This is a genomic window from Aquiflexum lacus (genome assembly GCF_015476655.1).
GTDB lineage: Bacteria > Bacteroidota > Bacteroidia > Cytophagales > Cyclobacteriaceae > Aquiflexum > Aquiflexum lacus.
Genome location: NZ_JABFHF010000007.1, coordinates 85,763 through 108,110, shown reverse-complemented (window position 1 = coordinate 108,110; position 22,348 = coordinate 85,763). Strand labels below are relative to the sequence as shown.

Here is a 22,348-nt window from a genome sequence, read left to right as displayed (position 1 = left end):
CAAAGATTAGTAAACTAATGAACATGCTGTATTCAATTTCTATCCGGAGGTGTTTTCCTTCAGCATACATAGAAGATTAAAGTCTTTTATTTGATATCGTATTCGTTGACTTCCAGAAAATCCTCTATTTGGGTAAAAGGTACATTGACCACCAATGCCGACAGGGGTTGAATACCGCAAGGTTATTTGCCCCGGATGGAAATCCGGGGGATTGAAGAAATATGAACCTACCTAAACACCCAACCCTGAAAGGGTTGAATTATTCAGGCTATTTTTCCTAATTTCAGGCTTGAAACCATTATAACAATATTTACATGTCATACTTATCCCGAATCACATCCCCCACTTTATTATTGGACGAAAAAATATGTAGGAGCAACCTGAAAAAAATGGCTATGAAAGCAAAGTTTCAGGGAAAGAAACTTGTTCCGCATTTTAAGACTGCACAATCCCATATAGTGGGGGAATGGGCAAAGGAGTATGGGATTACAGAAATCACGGTTTCATCCATCAAAATGGCTGAATATTTTTGCGGCCATGGCTGGGAAAATATCCACATCGCATTCCCCTTCAATCCCTTAGAAACCAAAAAACTCAGTGATCTGGCCAAAAACCAATCTCTTTCTGTACAGCTGATCAATGAAGCTGTCACTGAAAAACTGGCAAATGAACTGAATCACCCTGTTGGTTTTTTTATTGAAATCGATGCAGGATATGGTAGGACCGGCGTGGAAGTTTCTGATTTTGGACTGATTGAAGCCATTTTAAGAAAGGCAAAAAGTACAGATAAACTCAGATTCAAGGGGTTTTATATTCATCCGGGACACACATACTATACTGCTGACAAAGTCAAGATCTATGAAGAAAGCCTCTCTGCCCTTAATATGCTTAAAAACAAATACCGCTCTGAATACCCGAAACTGATCACCCGGATAGGAGACACACCAGGATGTGCTGTGATTGAAGACTTCGGTGATGTAGATGAAATTGGCCCTGGAAACTTTGTGTTCTTTGACATGATGCAAGTCAATATTGGTAGCTGTAAAAGAGAAGATATCGCAGTCGCCTTGGCGGTGCCGATAGTGGATATCAAAAAAGAGAGAAAAGAAATCCTGATCCATGGCGGAGGGGTACACTTGGCCAAGGATGTCCTGACAGAACCTGATGGAGGTAAAAACTTTGGCGAGGTGGTAATCTTGAATGAAAACGGCTGGACCATTCCTCAAGGCCGCTCTTTTCTGAAAAGTATTTCCCAAGAACATGGTCTTGTCAAAGCTTCTGATGAACTCCTTGCTCAAGTGAAAGTGGGCGACTTATTGGGCATTCTGCCGATCCATAGCTGCATGACTGCGGATTGTATGAAGGGATACCTCACCATCAATGGTGAAACAGTTGACCATGCGGAGGCTAATTTATAAAATACACAGCTCCAAGCTTAAACATTAAATCATTTCTGCAGATAGGCTGAAACCTAATCTCATGGTTGATCCCAAATTCATCGTCTAATTTGAGCATTCCGCCTGTTCAAAACTATAACCTCAAAAATTATAAACAACCAAGTTTGAAAAATGAATACCCAACATTAATCCTCCAGTAAATAATTATTGAATTTGATTGTCATTCACTAAGTATTTGACTTAATAAAAATTAGGTAATAGACTCTCACCTTGACTGATCTTCTTTTTGTAGTAAAAATCAAAATTATGGTATACACTGATTCTTAAGATATCCCTATTATTGAAATCAAATCCATTCGCCCTTTGCTGAAAGCTTTTCATGTAACCTGTCTGTAATTGAATATTCTCATTAAGGATATAACCGATCCCTACGAAAGTCCTATTGTCTTCTAAGTAATTTAACTGAATAGATTTCCCAGCTTGGATAAAAACCTCGTTGTAAAGGGAAACAAACCATGTTTTTGTCTGCAACTCAGGTTTATTAATTGGTATATAAGCCATTATTTTATATCTGAACCTATGTGTTAATTCAAATGGAGAATCTACAATAAAGTCTCTTCTCCATCTCTGTTCTGTTCTGATTTGATGGTATACTTTACTCCTTCCAACAGACTGAATGAAAAGGTACTGTTGCCAAAAACGAAATTGAGGAACTACTTTATCCAAAGGTGTATTTTCAGGATAATCTTTTTCATTTACCCAATAAAACGGAGTTACAATTCCACCTGTGATTTCAAAATTTTTGGTCACAAGATAAGATAACCCAATTCTGATATAAAGTTGAGCCATTTCATTTACAAAGTTATTTCTGGTACGGACGTGATATTCCCCATTATACCACAACTTTTCGCCGATTCTATATTTTGTATAAATACCATTCCACAAAAGCTGCGAATTATAGAACTCAGTATTTCTGAATGAATCTGTTTCTGATTGCTGCCCATTTGAATTCTGCGCCATCATCAGACAAAAAAGATTGACCAATAGAAAAGAAAAAAAATATTGTTTGGACACTTTCACCCTTACAAACCCTAACATCATATCCCTAACATTTTTTTGATTTGTGATATATCCGTTTCTGACCCAAGCCTTCTTTCCAACCTACTAGTATTACCTTCCCTTAATTCTTCCATTCTGAAAAGTAAATTATCAATGTCGAGGAAATGATCTTTTAGATTGTTGTACGATGATTCATTTTTAATATCCTCTAAATATGAATAAAACACTTTCTCTCCTGCTTCAACAATCCTTCTTTTCCTTAATACCTTAAAACTTGGGTTGAAGGTGAATGGGTCCAAGGTAACATCGGTATATAATTCTACGATTCCCTCCCATGCAACTGAAAGTTTGGGCAAAGATTGGAAAACAGTTTCCGTTGTTTCAAGCAATACCATGATTTCCAACCCTTTTTTAAATCTTTCTTCATAATTTTCAAGAGAAGAATATTCTTCATTCAAATCGTTAAACTGATTATTAAGAATATTCTGCCTTATCTGGAAAGCAACTGAATTCACTGAAATGCTTTCAGATTCAAAATTTGAATAAAGGGAATCTAATTGATTCTTAGCTTGAAGGATTTCATCTTCAATCGTTTCTAGATCTTCGCTTTGCTTAATTTGATTTAATTCACCCAAAACATAACCCCCAACCTCATTTACCTTTTGTTGAATTTCGTTGATATAAACCCTGAATAATTCAATTAATTTCTTAGAGTTATTATCCAAAGAATTATATTCAATCACCTTTTCATAAGTTTTTTCCTCAAATTCATATCGGATAACATCCTTTGAAGTCAAAAAATCAAAACCCTCTCTGAAAAAGTTAGATTGATCAATGTAGTAAATGTCATCAGACGAAAAAATATCGACAACATCCCTGAAATCCATGATCTTTTCCTGGTTGAATTGAAAAAATTCATACGCAAAAGCTAAAGAGTCCTTTCTGTTTCTGTTGATTGCAAGCGCATTCCTTGATGCTAAGACAGTAACATCATTTTCCAGTTTATTAAATTCTCTTTCCAAGGAGTCTATATTACTTTTATCTTCATCAGACAAGTCATATCTAAACCTTTTGGTATGCAAGGGATACGCTATAAGTTCATTTTGTGCATTGACATAAAGCGTATCATAGGTTAAAATTTTTAATAGAAATTCACCCAATAGTTGATTCCCATTTGTCTGCCCAGAAAACTCATTAGATAAATTGCGGAACCCATCATTAAAAGTCAATTCGAAATAATTATCCGAAATCCTATACGGTACATCTTCTTCTTCATCAATGGCCTTCAGTTTATTTATGGTATTGTAATAAATAACTTCTTGAATAGTAGTCCCTGAATCTTTTTCAATTTTATTCAAACCGATTAGAAAACCATCTTCATACCTTCTAGTTTCCTTTATTAGAATGCCATTTTCAAGGTATTCGAACTCCCAATTTCCAGTCATAACACCCTTTTCTGTAGCGTCACCTTTAATCTTGAGAATATTACCCTGATGTAATTTTTCAAATCGAAATTCACCTTGAAGATTACCTTCAAAAAAACTTAAATTATAACTTCTAGCCTGAATCCTGAGATTTTCATCTATAAAAACATTTTCCTTAAATTCCAGAGAACCATGGGGAACACCTTCTTTATAATTTGCTTTAATTTCTTTCCTTGTACTTTCCAAAGAAATATCAGGAACGAATTCCATAACATCGTTCAAATAAATCAAATGATTTTCATCGATATAATTCCATTGACCCGTTTTCTTATTGTCGGAATAATTCCCTGTGACATTTAATTTATATAACTTTCTTTTGTCAAGTGAATCAATTCGTTTGCTTTCGAATTCAAATTCACCATCTAAAATAGCACGGTTGTTTGCCCCTAATTTGTAGGTAAATTCACCCTCCCCGTCAATCCCGTTAAAAATATATTTACCCTTGTAAGGTGTTTGGCCAAATAGGGAATTTGGAATCAAACAAATCAAAAAAACAAAGACTAAATAGTTGGATTTTTTAGAAACCATAAATAATAGAACAACCTTGAAATAAAATAATTCAATTTTTCTCTTTAAATCCCTCGTAGGCAATCCATAATTGAGAGTTTAAATTTTGTGAGGTCATGGATTTTAGGGATTTTTCAAACAAAAATACAGTGGTAGAAACCCCTTTTGCCAAAATGGGAATCTAACCACTTCCATAGGGTCCAAATAATCCTTGCTTTTTATTCCTTGCTTTTTATCAGTAGCCCAATATTTTCATCATGCTTTCACTATTCTGTTCAACTGAAAACAACCAATGTTTGATACTGCCATCTGTGTCCCTATCTATGATGACATGCTTGGGTGCAGGTATCAGACAATGTTGTATACCGCCATAGCCTCCAAGGGATTCCTGATAGGCACCCGTATGGAAGAATCCAATATATTGAGTTCTTCCTCCTTCGATTTTTGGAAGGTAAATGTTGAATTGATGCGCTTCCGAATTGTAGTAATCCATACTGTCACAGGTCAGCCCTCCCAAACTAATGTTATGATATTCTTCCTCCCAATTATTTATGGCCAGCATAATGTACTTTTGGTTCAATCCCCAACTATCGGGTAGTTGGGTGATAAAGCTACCGTCAATCATATACCACAATTCCTTGTCATTCTGAAGCTTTTCATCTAAAATGGAGTAAAGTACAGCCCCGCTTTCCCCAACTGTATAGCTACCGAATTCGGTAAAAATATGTGGCTCTTCGGTATGGTTTTTAGCACACATCCATTTGATGTTTTTTACAATTTGCTCTGCCATGTATTGGTAGTCGTAGTCAAAAAACACATTGGTCTTGATGGGCCAGCCTCCACCGATATCCATTGTATCCAAGGTTGGAGCTACCTTTTTCAGGTCTACATATTTTTGGATAAACCGCGTCAATTCAGACCAATAGTAGGCAGTATCCCGGATACCAGAATTCAAAAAGAAATGAAGCATTTTAAGGCTGACATTGGGATTGTCTTTGATTTTTTCTTCATAGAGCTTGATGATGTCATTGTACCTGACACCTAATCTGGATGTATAGAAACCAAACTTAGGTTCTTCATCTGCAGCAATCCTAATTCCAACCTGAAACGGCACTTTCACATGCTCAAGGTAATAATCAATCTCACTCAAATTGTCCAATACAGGCACACAATTAACAAAACCATCATTGAGCAATTCGGTGATATACTGTTTGTATAACTGTCTTTTAAAACCGTTACAGACAATGTAAGTCTGTTTGTTGATTTTTCCTTTCTCATACAGACTTTTGACCAAAGGAATATCAAAGGTTGAAGAGGTTTCAATATGAATATCATTTTTCAAAGCTTCATCCAACACAAAACTGAAATGCGAAGACTTGGTACAATAGCAATAAGTATATTTTCCTTTATAATCGTGCTTTTCTATTGCGTTGCCAAAAAAGGTTTTCGCATTTTGGATATTCTCCGAAATCTTGGGCAGATAGGTCAGCTTAAGCGGTGTGCCGTAGGTTTTGATGATCTCCATAAGGTTGACACCGTTGAAATGAAGCTCGTTATTATCTACATGAAATTCTTTTGTGGGGAAATCAAAGGTCTGCTGAATGAGATCAATGTATTTATTCATATTAATAGTCGATTTAATGCTTGAAAACCAACTACAAAACTTGCTTTTAATATTGGTAATTCAAACGAAAAAAGGGGAAAATCCAATTGGAATCTCCCCTTTTTTACAAGATTTAATATTTGGAAAACATTATGAGAAAAGCTCCATTCTAAGAAGTTGTTCCTCTTTGGCAAATGCCTTTTGATTTTCAATTGATTTTTTAAGGATGCGTTTAAACCTTATCTCATCCGATACGAAACTGAATATTTTGTTTAAATAGTTGTTGACTACCTCTTCGTCAGAAAGATAGAATTTTAAAGAATACCTTGACAATTCCTTCTCAAAATCAAGGATAACGGTGCTTTTATGACCAAAACTGATTAGACCATTAAATAACCCTTTTATTGCCTGAAATTCTTCGGAAAGCTCAAAGTAGATTACTTGGAAACTCTTTTTGGCTTCCGGAAAATTCGGAAAATCAAAAGATGCTGTCTCCAACACATTCACCATTTCGCAGCTTTTTATGATTTCCAATGGGTTTAAACCTTTGATAAAGGCACCTTCTTTTTTGGTGATTTTCTGGAATGAAAACGAATCTTTTGCTGCGATTTGTGAAGATAATGAATGTGAATTCATAACTGAGAGTTTAAATGAATGATCCAAAAGTAAGTGATGGTATTTTAATTTCCTAATTACCCTATAATATTAATAGGATTATAAATAAACTTTTATTCGAATAGGTCTTTTATTGCCCTTTCGGCCGCATGAAATCCACACATCCCATGAACCCCTCCACCGGGTGGGGTGGATGAAGAGCAGATATAAATCCCTTTGGAGGAAGTCCGGTAAGGTGACCACCTCAGGGCCGGTCTGTTGAAAAGTTGGGTAATACTCATAGCACCACCATTGATATCACCTCCGATATAGTTAGGATTGTAATCCTGCATCTCCATGGCATTCATGGTGCTTTTTCCAATAATAATATCCCTGAAACCAGGTGCAAACCTTTCTACCTGAGCTTCAATGATTGCAGTCATGTCCTGCCTAGATCCATGTGGCACATGGCAGTAAGCCCATGCCGTATGGTTTCCTCCGGGTGCCCTGCTTTTGTCGATAATACTTTGCTGCGCAAGCAATACATAAGGGTGATTTGGGTGCTTTCCTTCCCAAATTTCTTTTTCGGATTTTGCTATCTCCGACAAAGTGTTACCGAGATGAACTGTTCCCGCCAATCGGGCTTTTTGAGCAGAAAATGGGATGGCTTCCTTTAATGCCCAATCAATTTTGAACACTCCCATACCATAATTAAACCTGCTCAGTTGCCATCTGTATAGCCTTGAAAATTCTTCCCCTGCTATCTCCATCAATTGTTTTGGAGTAATGTCAAACAAATAAGCTTTAGCTTTTGGCAAATCCTTTAAATGCCTGACATATAACCCGGTTTGGATCTCTCCTCCCAAGGATTCAAAATAAGCTGACATGGAATCAGCTATCGACTGTGAACCCAATTTAGGAACCGGCCAGGATCCGTGGTGACCTGAAGCCAACAGTACAAGTGCCACTGCAGATGTGGTGAGTTTATCCAATGGCTGAATCGAATGGGCAGCCATACCGGCCCATAGCCCTTTGGCCTTTTCGGTTTTGAAAATTGACCTGGCCAGTCCATTGGCAGATCTTAAAGCCTTGATGCCGAATTTGGTAAAAGAAACGGGATTTTGAGGAATTCCCAAGGGTGCCAAAAAATCGACAGCAAGATTTTCCCAATCTCTGACAATCGGCTGAATCAAGCTTCTATAAGCTTTTTCATCCAGGCCCAGTTCTCCTGCGGTTTCATCAATTGATCGATATAGACATGAAGCAGTACCATCGTCAAAAGGATGGGCTGCCAATACCTTAGGATACATCCATTCTAGACCAAACTTATCCAATGGCAGGGTTTTCAAAAATGGCGAGGAAACAGCCAAAGGATGGATTGCAGAACAAACATCATGACGGAATCCTGGCAAAGTCAATTCTTTGGTCCGCATCCCTCCACCCAAGGTATCCTCTCCCTCAATCAAGAGCACATCCAATCCCTTCTGCTGCATCCTTATGGCTGCTGCTAGACCGTTTGGCCCTGAACCAACCACAATCGAATCGTATTCCCTTTTTTCCACAATGATTTTTTCTTAAAAAACCCAATAAACTACTCCATGGATTTTTTATTTTTTTTAAATTACATTTACTTAAAACATCAAGATAATGATTCATAAACAAACGAATAAGTAGTTTATGCTTTTTAAGAAAACTTTACACTAATTGGTCTTTTGAAAGACGCTATAAAACCATTGTTTGTTAACATTTTATCCTTTCCTTTGTTAAATAAGTCACCCCAATGTCACCCCGTAAATTGAAATACAAGCACAGCCCTGGGAAAAATTTTCCTATTGGTCCTTCCTTTGTAGAAGGAGGAATCAATTTTTGTTTATTCTCCAAAAATGCAGAATGGGTGGAATTATTGTTTTTTGACAAAGCAGAAGACATAGAACCCACCCACACCATCCGATTAGATCCAAATATCAACAAGACATACAAGTATTGGCATGTGTTTGTTGAAGGTATAAAATCGGGTCAGTTATATGGATACCGCATACACGGCCCTTTTGAGCCTTCCAAAGGTCATCGTTTCGATGCCTCAAAAGTGATTTTAGATCCCTATGCCAAATCTGTTGCGATTCCTGAAGGTTACAACCGAAAGGCATTGAGCATTTTTGGGGATTCAACAGCGAGGTCAATGAAAAGTGTTTTGATAGACCTTAGCAAATATGATTGGGAAGGGGATAAGCATCCAAAAAACCCTTTTTCCAGAACAGTGATATATGAACTGCATGTTGGTGGGTTTACCAAAATGGCCAATTCTGGAGTGGAAGAAAGTAAAAGAGGAACTTTTCTGGGTTTGATAGAGAAAATTCCTTATTTGGTTGAATTGGGTATTACTGCAGTAGAACTGCTTCCGGTTTTTCAGTTTGACAGGCAAGATGCACCTGAGGGCAGGGTGAATTATTGGGGGTACAGCCCGATATCATTCTTTGCCCCACATCAGGGTTACAGTACCGGAAAAAACCCACTTCAGGTTTTGGATGAATTCAGGGATATGGTCAAAGCTTTCCATAAAGCTGGGATTGAGGTTATTTTGGACGTGGTTTACAACCATACGTCAGAAAACCACGAAGATGGTCCTACCTACACTTTCCGAGGAATTGACAACAGCATTTATTACATTTTGGAAAATGACAGGTCCAAGTATAAAAATTATTCAGGGACAGGTAATACGCTCAATGCAAATCAATCCATTGTACGAAGAATGATCATTTCAAGTCTTCATTTTTGGGTCAGAGACATGCATGTCGATGGCTTCAGATTTGATTTGGCTTCTGTTTTGTCACGAGATGAAAAAGGCAATCCCTTCGAAAACCCACCCATTCTTTGGGACATTGAGTCTGATCCTATCCTTGCAGGTACAAAGTTGATTGCTGAAGCCTGGGATGCCGCTGGACTGTATCAAGTCGGCAATTTCACGGGAGACAGCTGGAAAGAATGGAATGGAAGATTCCGGGATGATGTCAGGAGTTTTATGAAAGGAGACAAAGGAAAAGTAGGTGCTTTTGTGACCCGGTTGATCGGTAGTCCTGATATGTATGAAGCTAAAGAACGGGAACTGGAACAAAGTATCAATTTTGTCACTTGTCATGATGGGTTCACCTTACATGATCTCGTTTCTTATAACAAGAAGCACAATGAAGCCAACGGCGAAAACAACCGAGATGGTGCCAATGAAAATCTAAGTTGGAACTGTGGCGTAGAAGGTCCGACTGACAATCGCGAAATATTAAAACTTAGAAGGAGACAGATTAAAAACTTTTTAACATTGAATATGCTCTCTCTTGGAGCTCCGATGCTGTTGATGGGGGATGAAATTCTTCATACCCAAAAAGGCAATAATAATGCATACTGTCAGGACAACGAATTATCGTGGTTTAACTGGGACCTGATCAATACAAACAAAGATATTTTCAGGTTTGTAAAAATTCTGATCAAAAAAAGGCTCAAGCGGGAGTCTGCACAAGCAAATTTCAATCTCAATCTTAGGGAATTCCTGACACAGTCCACCATTCAATGGCATGGTGTAGAACTTGATAAGCCTGATTGGTCAGAAAACTCCCACAGTATAGCCATGACCATTAATGCTCTGAGCGGAAAAATGGCGATGCACTACATGGTCAATGCTTACAGGAAACCCCTGACTTTTGAGGTGCCCAGGGAAGTGGATGGAAAAAAAGTAGTTTGGAGAAGATGGATAGACACGGCTAAAGAATCACCGGATGACATCTGTCTTTGGCAACATGCAAAACCTCTTGCTAATGGCTCTTATCATTTAGAGTCAAATTCTATTGTTATTCTCTTATCAAAAATCGATTAAATCAGAAGGATAGTTTACTGAGTAGGTCCAAAGCCTTTTGGAGTACATCTTCATTTTTTGCGAAACAAAACCGTAACATTTTGTGGTCTCTGTTGTCATGATAAAAAACCGATACCGGTATACTTGCTACTCCGATCTCTTTGGTCAACCTGACAGCAAGATCATAATCAGATTCATCTGACAAATGTCCATAAGAAACCAACTGAAAAAAACTACCTTGTGCCGGTGTAAATTCAAATGGTGTATTTTTGAGTCCTTCACAAAAGAAGTCCCTCTTTTTTTGATAAAAGTCATTAAGATAAATATATCGGGAGGGTTCTATCAAGTATTCAGACAAAGCATATTGCATTGGAGTACAGCTACTAAAAGTCAGAAATTGATGAATTTTTCTAAATTCGGTCGTCAAGTCCTTTGGAGCCAGACAATACCCCAATTTCCAACCTGTAATGTGAAAGGTCTTGCCAAAAGAACAACACACAAAAGTCCTTTCTCTCAGTAGTGGTTGTGTCATTAAAGAGAGGTGTTTTTTACCATCAAATGTAATATGCTCATATACCTCATCACTGACCACATAAATCTCCCTGTCTTTGATCAGGTCGGCCAGTGTGTTAAGGTCTTCCTGAGTCCACACATAGCCGCAGGGATTGTGAGGCGTATTGACCATGATCAACCTTGTTTTATCGGTTATGGCAGCTTTCACCTTTTCCCAGTCAACAGAAAAATCAGGTAAATTCAAGGAAACATACACTGGTATACCACCATTCAGCACCACTGCAGGAGCATAACTGTCATACGCAGGTTCCAAAAGAATGACCTCATCTCCATTTCTGACCACAGCAGTCACCGCTGCATAAAGTGCTTCGGTGGCTCCTGAGACTACCGTTATCTCTTCTTCCGCATTCAATTGGATCCCCTGTACAATTTTTGTTTTTTCCGCCAGTCTGTTTTTCAAATCCTCTACCCCACTCATTGGGGCATATTGGTTGTGGCCACTACCCATGTATTGGCTTACCAGATCCTTCAAAAATGGATAACAGTCAAAACCGGGAAAACCTTGTGAGAGGTTTATGGCATCGTGATCGGTGGCCATTTTTGACATTACTGTGAATATTGTTGTTCCTACCTGTGGTAATTTAGACTCAAACATGGTCAATTGTTTTCAATTCGTGGTTTGTCTTACGATCTAATAAAAATACAACAAAACCTACCAAGATTATTCCCAAACCAAAAAGACTTTCTTTTGGACGGTCAATTAACATGAAGATCATCACCCAAACACTGAAAAGGATATAAATCAACTGTGGCCAAGGTTTAAATGGACTTTTAAAACCCTCAATGTTTTTTACTTTAAGTGAGGCACTGATTGTTAAAGTACCCATCAATTGTAGGACAAATCCCGCATACAATAAGACAGCTTCAAAAGAACCCGAAAACACCAATAAAAGGCTAATTGCTGTATTGAACCAAATAGAACGGACCGGAATCCCTGCGGCATTGGTTTTTGCCAAAGGCGCCCAAAGTCTGAATTCCTTTGCCATGGCATTGGTGATTCTCGGCCCCACCCAAGTATATCCTGATATGGTAGCCACCAATTGAATTCCAATAAATAGACTTACCCAAAAAATACCCTGATTGCCAAAAAGATTGCCGAATGCCAGAGTGGCCACCTGTACCTTTCCCGACAATTGATCAATAGAGGCATGTTTTAAAAATACCAATTGAATGGCAATATAGACTGCCATGACAAGCAATGAAGCAAAAATTAACGCCTTGGGAAGATTCTTTCTTGGATTATCAATTTCCTCCACAATATAAGCTGCAGCATTCCAACCTGTGTAGGCGTAAAAAACATAGATTAGGGATACAGCAAAGCCAGGACTGATGACCTCCTGTTTCCAGGAAGATGTGAAATCAAAACTTTCTCCATTTATTTGAGAAGCAAGGAATGCTCCCAAGAAGATCAATCCAAACACAAAAAGTAATTTGATGGCTGTCAGTACATTTTGCACTTTACCAGATTGCTCAACAGAAAAGGAATGAAAAGTGCTCATCAACAGGATAGCGCCTATTCCCAATCCCATGCTATAAGTATACCCAATCAGTGGTTCCCAATATTGAACCATGGCCATAGCAGCAATGGCGATGGGTGCAGAAAAACCAACCGTCAGGGAAATCCACGCATATAGATATCCAGCTACAGGGTGGATTGTCCTTGAAAGAAAAATATAATCTCCACCGGATTTTTTGAAATGGGTACCAAGTTCCGCATAGACAAATGCCCCAACCAATGCCATCAATCCTCCAATAAGCCAAAGAAGGACTATGCTCCAAGTATTTTGACTTTCCATCACCTGAAAACCCAAACTGGTAAAAACCCCTGTCCCGATCATGCTGGCGATTACAAGACCCGAAGCAGTTTTCCATCCAATTTTGTATTTAATTTCCAAAGGCTGAAGGAGTTTTTGAGGTTATAAGTTTTTATAGATTCTAAAGTTTCAATGGTTGTTAAGGTTTCAATAAGCTAATTCTGAATAAAGCTTAGCTCAGTTCATTTAGGACAAACATCCCAGCCTATAAGCAGTCATTGAAATTGGAATTTGGGATCCACATCAGTTAAGCAATTAATCACAAACTTAAACTGGTTAATCAAAATTTAAATCAGGCATCCATATTATTTCCATTTTAGTGAGGTCCAGCTTTGCCTCTATTATCTTATCTCAAGTCTCTAACTTATCCTATCTCGCATTTGGAATCCCGCTTCTTAGCTCTTGTTTTTTGGAACCGCTACATTTTTAGGTACCAACCCCGTTATTAAGTTCTAGAATCTTAAATCTTAAATCTACCCTATCCCCTTTCCCTTGGTTCTCCACGCTCAAATCCCTACTTTTGCGACACCAAAAAGCAAATTCAATAAACCCTACAATATAATTTTATGAGAGATATCAAGCTAGTAGAAGTCCGATCTGAAATTGCTGCAGGCACCAGGGGCGCAAGTTTGGGAATTGACGCCCTGAAAATAGCAAGTCTTGACAAAACTTCTGACTTTTTTACTCAATTTGAACCTGTGCATGTTCAAGATGCAAATAATTTCCTTTTCAGAGGCAATAAATTTCCAAATGCCAAATATATTGATGGCGTTTACCATGTGCTCAAAAATGTGTACAGCAGCATTGAATCGCTCAGATTGGATAAAAAATTCCCTATTGTACTGGCAGGAGATCATTCCACTGCAGCAGGTACCATCATGGGAATCAAAGCAGCCCATCCTGAAAAACGTCTCGGCGTCATTTGGATCGATGCGCATGCTGACCTCCACACACCATATACTACCCCATCTGGAAACATGCACGGAATGCCTTTGGCAATGTGCATTCAAACCGACAACTTGGAGTGTCAGGTAAATGACCCTTCGGAAGATACTGTACAGTTTTGGGAGAAAATCAAAAATATAGGAGGTGAATCCCCAAAGGTGAAGCCTGAGGATATTGTGTTTATTTCGGTAAGGGATACAGAAGAACCAGAAGACCACCTGATTAAAAAATATGGAATCAAAAATTTCCCGACTGCTGAAGTGAGGTCAAAAGGAATCAGAACCATTGCCGCTGAAACATTGGAGATTCTTAAAAGCTGTGATCAGATTTACATTTCCTTTGATGTAGACAGCCTTGATTCTTCGATTTCGGTTGGGACGGGTACGCCTGTTCCTGATGGATTGACAGTGGAAGAAGCCTTACAACTCAATGAGGAATTGATCAAGGACAAAAGGGTGTGCTGTTGGGAAATTGTAGAAGTAAATCCTACCTTGGATTCTGAAAATCTAATGGCAGAAAACGCCTTTGACATCCTTGAAGCCACCACAAAATCATTGGTGGACAATTTCTAAAAAATCCTGTCTGCCAAGCAATTACGCCTGTGGCGTAGCGGACATCTCATATCTCACAACTTCCTGCCGGAAAGCAGGTCTCAAATCTCATGTCTAATTAATGAATTTAGAACAAAAAATATCTGCTACAATCCAACAAGCTTTCAAAGAGCTGTTTGACCATCAAGTTGGAAGTGATCAAATATCCCTTCAACCCACCAATAAGGAATTTGAAGGTACTTATACTTTTGTGGTTTTTCCTTATTTGAGAGTCACCAAACTTAACCCTGAAATCAGCGGTACCAAAATCGGTGAATACCTTACTACCCATTCTGATGTGGTCAAGAGCTTTAATGTGGTAAAAGGATTCCTTAATATTTCTATTCAAGAAACTTCATGGATTGATATTTTTACTCAATTATACAAAAATCCAGATTTGGGAAAACTCCCGAAAAACGGTCAAAAAGTAATGGTGGAATACAGTTCACCAAATACCAACAAGCCCCTTCACCTCGGTCATCTCAGGAACAATTTTCTGGGATATTCGGTAGCAGAAATTTTGAAGGCCAATGGCTATGAAGTCATCAAAGCCAATCTGGTAAATGACCGTGGTATCCATATTTGTAAATCAATGGTTGCCTATAAGCATTTTGCCAATGGAGAAACACCAGAGTCAAGTGGATTAAAAGGAGATCATTTGGCTGGAAAATATTATGTGATATTTGACAGGGAATATAAAAAGCAAATAGCCCATTTGATTGAAAATGGCGATACGGAGGAGGAAGCAAAGAAAAAAGCCGCATTGATGGTTGAAGCCCAAGAGATGTTGAGACTTTGGGAAGCTGGGGACAGTGAAGTTGTTGGACTATGGAAAACCATGAACAATTGGGTTTATGATGGTTTTGATACCACATACAAAAAGATGGGCGTAGATTTCGATAAATTTTACTACGAATCAGACACCTACCTTTTGGGAAAAAATATCGTCGAAGAAGGACTGAAAAAAGGAGTTTTCTTCAAAAAAGAAAATGAATCTGTTTGGGTAGACCTGAGTGAAGAAGGGCTTGATGAAAAACTTGTTCTCAGGGCGGATGGCACTTCCGTGTATATTACCCAGGACATGGGTACTTGTGAACTCAAATACAGCGATTTCAAATTTGACAAATCAGTGTATGTCGTAGGCAACGAACAGGATTATCACTTTGACGTCCTTTTCAAAATCATGCGGAAACTAGGCCGGCCATATGGAGATGGATTGTACCATCTTTCTTACGGTATGGTGGATCTACCTTCAGGAAAAATGAAGTCAAGAGAAGGCACGGTTGTAGATGCGGATGACCTGATGAATGAGATGGTTGCCACTGCTGCGTCCCACACCAAAGAATTGGGTAAAATAGATGGATTTACTGCTGAGGAAGCATCAGAATTATACGAAACTTTAGGCATGGGGGCATTGAAATATTTCTTGTTGAAGGTGGATCCAAAAAAAAGAATGTTATTCAATCCACAGGAGTCTATAGAATTCCAAGGAAATACAGGCCCATTTATCCAATATTCTCATGCCAGAATATCCTCTATTCTAAGAAAAGCAGATCAAATTGGCGTAGATTATTCTCTTAAGGGATTTGAAGGATTGGCAAAACTTGAAGATGCAGAAAGAGATCTAATTGTGGTTTTGAATGACTTCGAGAAAAAAATCAGACAGGCCGGTGAAGAATTTTCACCTTCCCAAATTGCCCAGTATCTTTTTGATTTAGCTAAAGAATATAACAGATTTTATGCGGAATTATCTATCTTCAATGAATCTGATCAAAAAGTTCAATCATTTAGAATTTCTCTTTCTTCTTTGACTGCGAAAACAATCAAAGCAGGCATGAGGTTATTAGGTATAAATGTCCCAGATAGAATGTAATTATGAAAAAAATCCTATTCTTATTCGCCATTATCGCATTTGCTTGCACTTCCAGCATTCAAAAAGAAAAAACTGACCAAAGTCAAATCACAACATTGGAACAATTACTTATGGAAAAATCAATTTATGATTTCAAAATGAAAGACATCAATGGAGAATTGATTGATTTCTCTGAATTCAAAGGTCAAAAATTATTATTGGTAAATGTTGCATCGAAATGTGGTTACACTCCCCAATATGCTGATCTTCAAAAATTACATGAGGCACACGGAGACAAAGTGACCATCATCGGTTTCCCTGCCAACAATTTTGGAGGTCAAGAGCCTGGCACTAATGAAGAAATCAAGCAGTTTTGTTCAGAAAATTATGGTGTCACATTCAAAATGATGGATAAAGTCTCTGTAAAAGGTGCTGACAAAGATCCTCTTTACAGATGGCTTTCTGACAAAGACATGAACGGTTGGAATGACAAGGAACCATCTTGGAATTTTTGTAAGTATTTTATCAATGAAAATGGGGAGTTGGTAAAATTCTTTCCTTCATCAGTCAAACCAATGGATGAAGAGATTATAAAATTAATTCAAGCATAAAAAAGTTGTTGAATCCCATCAGACCTGTTTCCTTTCAGGAAATAGGTCTTTTTTTGTATTTTCGCCAAAAAACAAACCGTGGAGATTACCTTATCAAATAAGAAAGAGGCATGGCTTCATGCCATCAGATTGAGAACCCTTCCATTGGCTTTATCGAGTATCCTGACCGGGACATTCCTTGCTGCCCACAATCATGCCTTTCGGTGGGAAGTATTTGTTTTTGCGGCCCTGACGACCATTTTTTTACAAATTCTCTCAAATCTTGCCAATGATTATGGAGACAGTGTGCATGGTGCTGACAGTTCGGAAAGAGAAGGCCCGATTCGTGCGGTTCAGTCAGGAATCCTCAGTCTTTCAGATATGAAAAAAGCCATCTTTCTGTTTACTGCTTTTTCTCTTATCTCAGGTCTGATTCTATTATATGTTGCTCTTCAGGATTTGCAATTATTCCTTTTGTTTTTGGGGCTAGGTATCGCTGCCATTTTAGCTGCCATCACGTATACTTCAGGTAATAAGCCTTATGGCTATGCGGGGTTTGGAGATGTTTCAGTTTTTGTTTTTTTTGGTTTATTGGGAGTTTTGGGCACATACTTCCTTCATAGTCTCTCTTTTGACTCCATCATTTTATTACCTGCATTTTCTTTGGGTTTTTTTAGTACTGCTGTATTGAACATCAACAATATCAGGGACATCAACTCCGACACCAAAGCCAGAAAAAAATCAATTCCAGTCAGAATCGGGAGAAAAAAAGCAATATTTTATAATTGGATTTTAATCATTGGTGGAAATGTTTTTTTATTGTTTTTTGCTGTTTCAGTTCAGAGTTTGGGTAGCTTACTTGCTTTGATTACAGTTCCCATGATGCTACAAGTTGGGAAAGGCATAAGTAAAAAAACCAGCTCCAAAGAATTAGATCCATATTTGAAAAAAATGGCAATCTCCACCTTACTTTGGGTATTGGCCTTTGGGACAGGATTAATATTTTTTTAGATAAAAAAGGAAAGCTTTTGATGGGTTTAATGTATTTTTTGTATTTTCCTGAATCAAAAAACACCCTTAGATATGAAAACAATTCTCGTACCTTATGATTTTTCCCAAGAAGCGGAATATGCATTTGAATTTGCCTGTGAAATGGCGAAAAGGACTAAGAACCATTTAAAACTTTTCCATGTAATAGAACTCCCCACACCACAGAGTTTTAACAGTATGGGAGAAGCTGGTACTTTTAGTAATGAATCTTCCCAAATTTTCATGATTGAATTGGTTGAAAAAAGAAAAAAACAGATGGCTGAATTCGAGGCCAAATTTGCTGATAAGGGTTTTTCTTTCGAAACTAAGATGGTTTTTGGAAATCCTTTTGCAGGCATATCCAAGGAGATAGTCGATGCGAAGGCAGACATTGTTATTATGGGAAGTAAAGGGTCTTCAGGACTTGAAGAGGTATTGATAGGTAGTAATACTGAAAAAGTGGTCAGAAACGCATCCTGTCCCGTACTCACCATAAAAAGTAAGATCTCACCTAAGGATATCCGCAAAGTTGTTTTTGCCAGTGATTTCAATGAAGTTCCCACTGATGTGATCAACAGACTCAAAACTTCTATGACCATCATCAATGCTGAACTACATCTTGTAAAAATCAATACACCTAGTATTTTTGAAAATACAAGAACATCAATTCAAAAAATTAAATCATTTGCAGAGGACTTTGAACTGGATGCCGCCTCTATGGAAGTCTATAATAGCTCTTCAGAGGAAGATGGGATTTTGGAATATGCAGATGATATCAATGCTGATATGATAGCAATGGCCACGCATGGAAGAACAGGATTTTTACACCTTTTGAGTGGCAGTATTGCTGAAGATGTGGTCAATGCAGCCAAAAGACCTGTATGGACCATGAAATCAAAAAAATAACATGTCCAAAAATAAAAACAACGATTGGAAGAAAAGAGATGGGGTAGTGTATTCGACCCGTGATGACTTCAATTTTGATTTTGGAGCTGGTGCAGAAGCCAATACGCTTCCTGCCCAACAACAAAATCTGAAAGTGATGTTGGATAAAAAATCACGTGGAGGCAAACAAGTAACTCTGGTTGATGGCTTTATTGGTAAGGAAGATGACCTCAAAGAACTCGGCAAACTTCTGAAAAGCAAATGTGGTGTTGGGGGAAGTGCCAAAGACGGTGAAATACTCATCCAAGGAGACCATAGAGATAAGGTATTGCAAATCTTACTTCAGGAGGGTTATAAAGCCAAAAAATCCGGCGGATAACACCAGTGACCTTTGAGGTTTTTTCCAAACCTCGAAGGTCTGCTATTCGAAAGTTTGTTTTAAGCTCAAAAATCCGGGAAATTTTTACTCTTTCATGAAACCAATCCTTACCTGGATCAATCTACTGAACACCAAGTTTTAAATAAGCTTGGTGTTTTCTTTAAATCAATAACCGGCAATGAAATGATAAACAGACTTCGCTATTTTTTCGAATTAATCCTATTGCTTCCTTTTTTTCCATTTTTCTATTTTAAAGGAAAAAAACTTAGAGAGACCATTATTAAATTGAAACCTCAAAGTGAATTCCTTGAATTGGGTTTTGATAAGGATGCCAAAAATATTTTGATCATCGGAGAATCTACCGCAGCAGGAGTTGGAGCAAGTACCAAAGAGAACACATTTGCTTCACAGGTTTATCATCAAAGTCAACAAACTTACAATATCCATAACCTTGGCAAAAATGGATTAAAAGCTAAAAAATTAAAAAGACTATTGACCCATGCAAAACAGGAAATTCCTCAAAAATTTGAATTTGCCATCATATTGATCGGGGCCAATGACTGTTTCAAATTCACACCTCCGGGAAGATTCCGGTATCAATTGAAAGATTTCATTGAATTATTACAAATAGAAAAGTCAGTCCAAAGGATTATCATCCCATCCATAGCACCTGTACAACATTTTCCTTCAATTCCAGGACCCATGCGATTTTTTCTCGGTCTTCACAGGAGTATCCTGACCCGTGAACTTAAGTCTTTGGGAAAGAAGATTCCTGCTTTGGATTTTAACAACTTCAAAATTGAAATGACCTCCGATCTATTGGCTTCGGATGGAATACATCCCTCAGATACCGGTTATGCAATGTTGGCAAAAGCGACTCTTCTATCCTTCCAAAAATACAAGTGACCCGTAAGGGGCCACCTGTATGTCCAAAAAATTAACCACAAACTAAACAGTAAACAGTGCTTTAATTCGAGATAGATAATAAAACGCTCTAGTGCGTAGATTTACGAAAACAAGCCTTCCATTGGATTTTATGAATCAAAAAAATATGAAACAATTTATTTCCAGATTTGCCTTGGTGGTCAGAGACTATGATGAGGCCATCGAATTTTATACCCAAAAACTACATTTTGAACTATTGGAAGACACGGCTATGTCAGAAACCAAAAGGTGGGTGAGAATTGCCCCTCCAGGATTTCAGGAGGGAAACTGTGAAATTTTATTGGCAAAAGCGGTAGGAGAAGATCAAGAGAAGGCAATAGGCCACCAAAGTGGTGGTCGGGTATTTTTATTCTTATATACCGATGATTTTGATAGAGACTACCAGAATCTCCTTGATCAAAAGATCAGTATTTTCCGAGAACGAAGTAATGAGCCCTATGGAAAAGTGGCGGTATTCAAAGATTTATATGGTAACCTATGGGATCTCATTGAGCCCCTGTCGGCCCATAAAAAAGAAGATAGCAATGAACTTGGCTAGAACCATTTCAATTATTGGCCATCCCCTACTTTTGGGAACCTTATATGTGATTTTGATGAGTTTTCATAACCTGCCAAAACACACGGCAATGGCCGTTTCTATTTCTGTTATCGGACTGATTACGATCCCCATTATTTTTAATAATTGGAGAAAAACAAAAAAGGGAACTTATACCAACTTTGATGTTTCGGATCAGCAACAGCGGAAAGGTTTTTATCCCTTTGCCATTACTTTATTTATTGTTTTGCTTTTGGTCTTTTGGTTTTTTGACTTCCCAATAGAGGTGATTTCAAAGTCTTTGGTGTTTTTTGCAATGGTCTTGCTGATGGCATTGATCAACCTTCGGTTAAAAGCTTCCATGCATGCTGGGATCGCATTCTATATTGCTGTATCTGTTTTCAGCATTGGCTTATGGTCTGGTTTTCTATTATTGGTTTTGGCTTTGCTGATTTCATGGTCCAGATTGAGGTTAAAAAGACATAGTGAATTAGAGCTCATTGTAGGCGGATTTATTGGGTCAGTTTTCGGATGGTTGAGTTTGATGGTATGAGAGACTAATTCCAAGATTTATTTTTTCCATTTCTGACTAAATCCAAATTAATCATCCATTTCAATACTTTCATCGTCTAAAAGAAAATCAGTTTATCACCAAAACCAGAAGATAACCGATATATAAAGCCAAAAGAAGGCCTCCCTCCCATCGCTCCAAAGCCCGACCCTTTCCTGTAAAAATAAACATAAACAACAACAGCCCCGCTAAAATATTGGTCAGGATATCAAGATTACTTGCCTGATTGACCTGTACCGGTGTAATGATGGATGAAAGGCCCAAAATCAAAAAGGTATTGAAAATATTGGAACCCACCACATTCCCTATGGCTATGTCTACTTTCTTCTTCCTAACTGCCGCAACAGATGTGGCCAATTCCGGCAAGGAAGTACCGATAGAAACTATGGTCAGTCCAATTATTCTTTCTGACATGCCGAATAGTTGGGCCAATTCAACGGCATTGTCTACTATCAGTTTTCCACCTAATATCAAGCCTGCCAATCCAACTAAAATCCAAAAGATAGACTTTGTTGTTGTATAGCCTTGAGGAATTTCTACCGCTTCATCTGTTTCTTGGGAGTTTTTTGCAACCGTAATGTTATAGACCAAAAAAATCACAAAAAATAAGATCAACACCAAGCCATCAGACCTGGAAATCAGATTCCCAACCTGAAAGTCTAAAAGCATGTCATTGGCCAAAACCCAAATCAAAACTGCTGCTAATAAACTTAATGGGATCTCAATCCAGGTTGTATTGGATTTGACAGTGAGCGGATAGATCAAAGCAGAAATCCCCAAAATCCCCAGCACATTAAAAATATTACTTCCCAGAACATTGCCCATGACCATTTCAGATGAGCCACTGACAGCAGCAAAAATATTGACCACCATTTCAGGGGCAGAAGTGCCAAAAGCGACAATGGTCAAGCCAATGACAATATTGGGAATACCGAAATTCGCAGCCAATGCAGATGCAGCATCAACGAGTTTTTCCGCTCCAAAAACCAAAAGCACAAAACCTAAAACCAATAAAATGACAGGAATTACCATAGTTCAGAGAAATTGAATCAAATGTCGTGTTTGTTGGAAATATTTTTTCACTTTGTTGAAAATAAATTAAGATATGGTTCACATTTTGATCAAGAATAAAATGATATTTGCCCCATATTG

At 38.0% G+C, this 22,348-nt stretch carries 19 protein-coding genes; 11 read left to right on the top strand and 8 right to left on the bottom strand.

Features of this window, described 5'->3' with window-relative positions:
- Positions 1-314: 314 nt before the first annotated feature.
- The gene (locus HMJ38_RS08705) at positions 315-1,418 is read left to right on the top strand and encodes an alanine racemase (protein ID WP_194973995.1); all 1,104 of its coding nucleotides are present in this window, start codon (positions 315-317) and stop codon (positions 1,416-1,418) included.
- A 219-nt stretch (positions 1,419-1,637) separates the two neighbouring features.
- Here the strand turns inward: HMJ38_RS08705 and HMJ38_RS08700 are convergent, their stop codons facing one another.
- From HMJ38_RS08700 to HMJ38_RS08680, 5 genes are all read right to left on the bottom strand, one after another.
- The gene (locus HMJ38_RS08700) at positions 1,638-2,498 is read right to left on the bottom strand and encodes a DUF2490 domain-containing protein (protein ID WP_194973994.1); all 861 of its coding nucleotides are present in this window, start codon (positions 2,496-2,498) and stop codon (positions 1,638-1,640) included.
- Positions 2,495-4,420, bottom strand: a complete 1,926-nt coding sequence (locus tag HMJ38_RS08695; RefSeq protein WP_228779965.1) for a hypothetical protein — start codon at positions 4,418-4,420, stop codon at positions 2,495-2,497. The genes HMJ38_RS08700 and HMJ38_RS08695 overlap by 4 nt, the downstream gene beginning before the upstream one ends.
- 262 nt (positions 4,421-4,682) lie before the next feature.
- The gene (locus tag HMJ38_RS08690) at positions 4,683-6,071 is read right to left on the bottom strand and encodes an arginine decarboxylase (protein WP_194973992.1); all 1,389 of its coding nucleotides are present in this window, start codon (positions 6,069-6,071) and stop codon (positions 4,683-4,685) included.
- Positions 6,072-6,200: 129 nt separating this feature from the next.
- On the bottom strand, positions 6,201-6,686 hold the full coding sequence (locus HMJ38_RS08685; RefSeq protein ID WP_194973991.1) for a hypothetical protein: 486 nt from the start codon (positions 6,684-6,686) through the stop codon (positions 6,201-6,203).
- 92 nt (positions 6,687-6,778) lie between these two features.
- Positions 6,779-8,206: a phytoene desaturase family protein gene (locus HMJ38_RS08680; protein ID WP_194973990.1), complete on the bottom strand. Its 1,428-nt coding sequence runs from the start codon at positions 8,204-8,206 to the stop codon at positions 6,779-6,781.
- Between the two features lie 218 nt (positions 8,207-8,424).
- Here HMJ38_RS08680 and glgX point away from each other — a divergent pair, with 218 nt between their 5' ends.
- Positions 8,425-10,509: a glycogen debranching protein GlgX gene (gene glgX / locus HMJ38_RS08675; RefSeq protein WP_194973989.1), complete on the top strand. Its 2,085-nt coding sequence runs from the start codon at positions 8,425-8,427 to the stop codon at positions 10,507-10,509.
- A 1-nt stretch (position 10,510) separates the two neighbouring features.
- Here the strand turns inward: glgX and HMJ38_RS08670 are convergent, their stop codons facing one another.
- Positions 10,511-11,656, bottom strand: a complete 1,146-nt coding sequence (locus tag HMJ38_RS08670) for a methionine aminotransferase (protein WP_194973988.1) — start codon at positions 11,654-11,656, stop codon at positions 10,511-10,513.
- Positions 11,649-12,956 (bottom strand): APC family permease, encoded by a 1,308-nt coding sequence (locus HMJ38_RS08665; RefSeq protein ID WP_194973987.1) that lies wholly within the window; start codon positions 12,954-12,956, stop codon positions 11,649-11,651. Before HMJ38_RS08665 ends, HMJ38_RS08670 begins: the two co-directional genes overlap by 8 nt.
- Before the next feature lie 485 nt (positions 12,957-13,441).
- Between HMJ38_RS08665 and rocF the strand changes: the two genes are divergently transcribed.
- The 9 genes from rocF to HMJ38_RS08620 all read left to right on the top strand — a co-directional run bounded on the left by rocF (position 13,442) and on the right by HMJ38_RS08620 (position 21,178).
- Positions 13,442-14,392: an arginase gene (rocF, locus tag HMJ38_RS08660; RefSeq protein WP_194973986.1), complete on the top strand. Its 951-nt coding sequence runs from the start codon at positions 13,442-13,444 to the stop codon at positions 14,390-14,392.
- A gap of 100 nt (positions 14,393-14,492) precedes the next feature.
- Positions 14,493-16,283 (top strand): arginine--tRNA ligase, encoded by a 1,791-nt coding sequence (argS, locus tag HMJ38_RS08655; RefSeq protein WP_194973985.1) that lies wholly within the window; start codon positions 14,493-14,495, stop codon positions 16,281-16,283.
- Between the two features lie 2 nt (positions 16,284-16,285).
- Positions 16,286-16,873, top strand: a complete 588-nt coding sequence (locus tag HMJ38_RS08650; RefSeq protein ID WP_194973984.1) for a glutathione peroxidase — start codon at positions 16,286-16,288, stop codon at positions 16,871-16,873.
- A 78-nt stretch (positions 16,874-16,951) separates the two neighbouring features.
- The gene (locus HMJ38_RS08645) at positions 16,952-17,863 is read left to right on the top strand and encodes a 1,4-dihydroxy-2-naphthoate polyprenyltransferase (RefSeq protein ID WP_194973983.1); all 912 of its coding nucleotides are present in this window, start codon (positions 16,952-16,954) and stop codon (positions 17,861-17,863) included.
- 72 nt (positions 17,864-17,935) lie between these two features.
- A complete protein-coding gene (locus tag HMJ38_RS08640) occupies positions 17,936-18,787 on the top strand; it encodes a universal stress protein (protein ID WP_194973982.1) in 852 nt (283 codons plus the stop codon).
- Position 18,788: 1 nt separating this feature from the next.
- Complete coding sequence (locus HMJ38_RS08635; RefSeq protein WP_194973981.1) at positions 18,789-19,145, top strand: translation initiation factor; 357 nt, start codon at positions 18,789-18,791, stop codon at positions 19,143-19,145.
- A 183-nt stretch (positions 19,146-19,328) separates the two neighbouring features.
- Positions 19,329-20,051, top strand: a complete 723-nt coding sequence (locus HMJ38_RS08630) for an SGNH/GDSL hydrolase family protein (RefSeq protein WP_194973980.1) — start codon at positions 19,329-19,331, stop codon at positions 20,049-20,051.
- A 145-nt stretch (positions 20,052-20,196) separates the two neighbouring features.
- Positions 20,197-20,628: a VOC family protein gene (locus HMJ38_RS08625; RefSeq protein ID WP_194973979.1), complete on the top strand. Its 432-nt coding sequence runs from the start codon at positions 20,197-20,199 to the stop codon at positions 20,626-20,628.
- Positions 20,615-21,178 (top strand): hypothetical protein, encoded by a 564-nt coding sequence (locus tag HMJ38_RS08620; protein WP_194973978.1) that lies wholly within the window; start codon positions 20,615-20,617, stop codon positions 21,176-21,178. Before HMJ38_RS08625 ends, HMJ38_RS08620 begins: the two co-directional genes overlap by 14 nt.
- An 87-nt stretch (positions 21,179-21,265) precedes the next feature.
- Here the strand turns inward: HMJ38_RS08620 and HMJ38_RS08615 are convergent, their stop codons facing one another.
- Positions 21,266-22,228 carry a calcium/sodium antiporter gene (locus HMJ38_RS08615; RefSeq protein WP_194973977.1) on the bottom strand — a complete coding sequence of 321 codons (963 nt, stop codon included), beginning with the start codon at positions 22,226-22,228 and terminating at the stop codon, positions 21,266-21,268.
- Between the last annotated feature and the right edge of the window lie 120 nt (positions 22,229-22,348).